This window comes from Oleiphilus sp. HI0080 (assembly GCF_001635135.1).
The window spans coordinates 1-919 of record NZ_LWFU01001054.1 but is presented as its reverse complement, the minus strand read 5'-3'; the positions used below and the strand labels follow the sequence as shown (position 1 = coordinate 919).

2 protein-coding genes are annotated in these 919 nt (G+C 48.7%); both read right to left on the bottom strand.

All coding sequences use genetic code 11. The annotated features are described in order from the left end of the window. A partial coding sequence (locus A3751_RS19585) for an OmpA family protein (RefSeq protein ID WP_197466539.1) occupies window positions 1–578 on the bottom strand: 578 nt, incomplete at its 3' end. Then, the coding region (locus A3751_RS19580; protein WP_197466538.1) for a TolC family protein at window positions 571–919 on the bottom strand (349 nt) is incomplete at its 5' end. The genes A3751_RS19580 and A3751_RS19585, both read right to left, overlap by 8 nt.

The following is a 919-nucleotide window of genomic DNA, read 5'->3' as shown; positions in this document are numbered from 1 at the left end:
TCATTGCTGGCAATCGGTTCGTCAGGACCAAGACCCGTGGTGAGTACCTGTTCTTTTGAAACGTTAAAGTCACTAATGAGGATATTTGCGACGGCTTTTGCGCGCTGTTTTGATAGTGCGATGTTCTTAGAACGCGGGCCGGTGTTATCTGTATGTCCCTCTATTAGCACGACAAACTCGCTACTTTGTTGATGTAGCTTGGCCAGCTCTTCGATAGCTGGGTAGTAACGTTTCTCTATCTCAGCGCTGCCTGTCGCAAATTCAACATCGAGATCTATTGAACGAATCGAATTGACTAGCTTTGCGCAGCCTTGGTTGTCCAGCTCGACACCTTCTTTGTGATCGTCACATTCATCTCGGTGATCAATTACACCATCTGAATCGCTGTCGGATATCTTGGCTTGCGCAGGAACAAAGGGTTGTTCTGGATAGGGTGGCACGACATCTTCATTATGTTGCGCGGGAAGCCCTGAGCCAAAGCTGTCGAATCGTGGGTCTTCGGGCGGGTTTGTACCGCATGCTGTTAAACCGAGGCCGGCGAGCACAAGCGTTAAGGTAATACGAGAGATTTTATCCATTGGTCGTTGCCTCCTCTGTGCCGGTTTCATCTTCTTTCTCTAGCAGCGGGGTCATCACGTTTACACGCAACGCATCTAAAATGTAGCTCATGCTCGCAACAACACGATACTGGGAGTATACATACTGATAGTCTGACGCGAGATATTGCTTGCGCGCTTCAAATAGCTCGTTTTGTGCATCTAACAAATCAAGAAGGGTTCGACGGCCCGCTTTGAACTGCGCCATATACAACTTGGCGCTCTCTGCAGACTGATCAACGTAATCCTGTAGATGAACGAGTGTTTGTTTGAGCGTCATGTAGGCGTCCCATGACGAGTCGACATTTGCTTGCACTTCGCGA